Below are 1,253 nucleotides of genomic sequence, written 5' to 3' on the forward strand. Positions count from 1 at the left end.
AACAGCCCGTTTTGTAAAAGAAGTCCAGTACAACCTGAATGCAAGCCTTAAGTTTTGCTGCTTGTGATGATCAACAATCCGCCATCCTTGCCTTGGCTTGGAATGGCGCGATTGTTCCCTCACGCACATTATTTAACGGATGAAGAACAACAGAATTTACAAAAAGGTTCTGATGGCAAGGTTCATGTTTTCCTCAATGGTATTCTTACAACACCAGATGAAGCAGCCCATAATGCGGTTCAGTTGGCTGATAACAAGAATGATCCGCACTATTTTCTGATGTTCCCTCATAGCGATTCGCTCTTGGTAGAGGGGTTCATTGCAGGGTATCAGTATTTTCTAGAAGGTAAGTTGGGTGCTCTGACCAATTCGACGAAGAAGTACCAGAATCTGTTGTATAGCCTTGGCAATATAGGATTGCATACTGATGCGCATAGCCGCGGCAGTATGACAGCGGGCAATGGATCGCATGATTTAGAAAAGCATGGTGTTCATGGTATAGCAAAGAAAACAACGATTAATTTCTTTGGACCAGCTTATAATACTCAAAACATGGCAGATACGTTATATATCTTAAGTGATGGAACGCAGGATTATGTAAACTTGGAAAATCATAAATATGACTTTGTGGGTACAAAGATTGGCAAAAATCCTTACACTTTTGAGCAAATACCTCCTGGAAGTGGTCCCTGGAAAGAGAGAGGGCAAATATTTAAGGGCTACCCCAGTGTTCATGCTTGTTATGGACATCCAAGTGATGCTTGTACAAAGTTCTATGGTTTACCTAATCGTACGCCAATTTATTCAAAATATTCAGGGAGGAAAAAATGAAATAAATCTTGAAATTATTAAGCGGAATAGTTTTGGTTAGTGTAGCTGGATGTAACATTGATAAGCCTTCTCCAGGGGCTCTGAGTATGTGGGAGAAACCTGGTGCAGATTTTACGGAGATAGGAAAAGCCTTGTTAGAATGTGGTATGCCAACCCCTTATGATGTTTTTCCAGAAAACCAACAGCAGAGTATTAATGCGAAAGCAACAGTTGATGCTTGCATGGTTCAAGCAGGATTCCACTATAAAGGGAGAGGTAACTGGTGTTATACTTTTAAAGAGAAAAACTTGCCGATTTGTCGTCCAGGTGCTGTCATCCCACAGCGCAGTGTCAAGAAGCGTTTGAACAGCCCGTTTTGTAAAAAATATAAAAATAGTCGCAAATGCCAGCCTTAAGTTTTGCTGTTTGTGATGATTAACAAT

General features: G+C 40.7%; 2 protein-coding genes. Both read left to right on the forward strand.

Annotated features, from left to right (window positions below; genetic code table 11):
* Nucleotides 1–66: 66 nt before the first annotated feature.
* Nucleotides 67–831: a hypothetical protein gene (locus ACFILU_RS01325; RefSeq protein WP_375674429.1), complete on the forward strand. Its 765-nt coding sequence runs from the start codon at nucleotides 67–69 to the stop codon at nucleotides 829–831.
* 5 nt (nucleotides 832–836) lie between these two features.
* Nucleotides 837–1,226: a hypothetical protein gene (locus ACFILU_RS01330; RefSeq protein ID WP_375674430.1), complete on the forward strand. Its 390-nt coding sequence runs from the start codon at nucleotides 837–839 to the stop codon at nucleotides 1,224–1,226.
* Nucleotides 1,227–1,253: the final 27 nt, after the last annotated feature.

The organism is Bartonella sp. CL100XZDX (assembly GCF_042195375.1).
In the GTDB taxonomy this organism is placed as follows: Bacteria; Pseudomonadota; Alphaproteobacteria; order Rhizobiales; family Rhizobiaceae; genus Bartonella.

Excerpts from the sequence above, each read along its gene's own strand:
- ACFILU_RS01325 (WP_375674429.1), top strand. The coding sequence starts at position 67 with ATGATCAACAATCCGCCATCCTTGCCTTGGCTTGGAATGGCGCGATTG.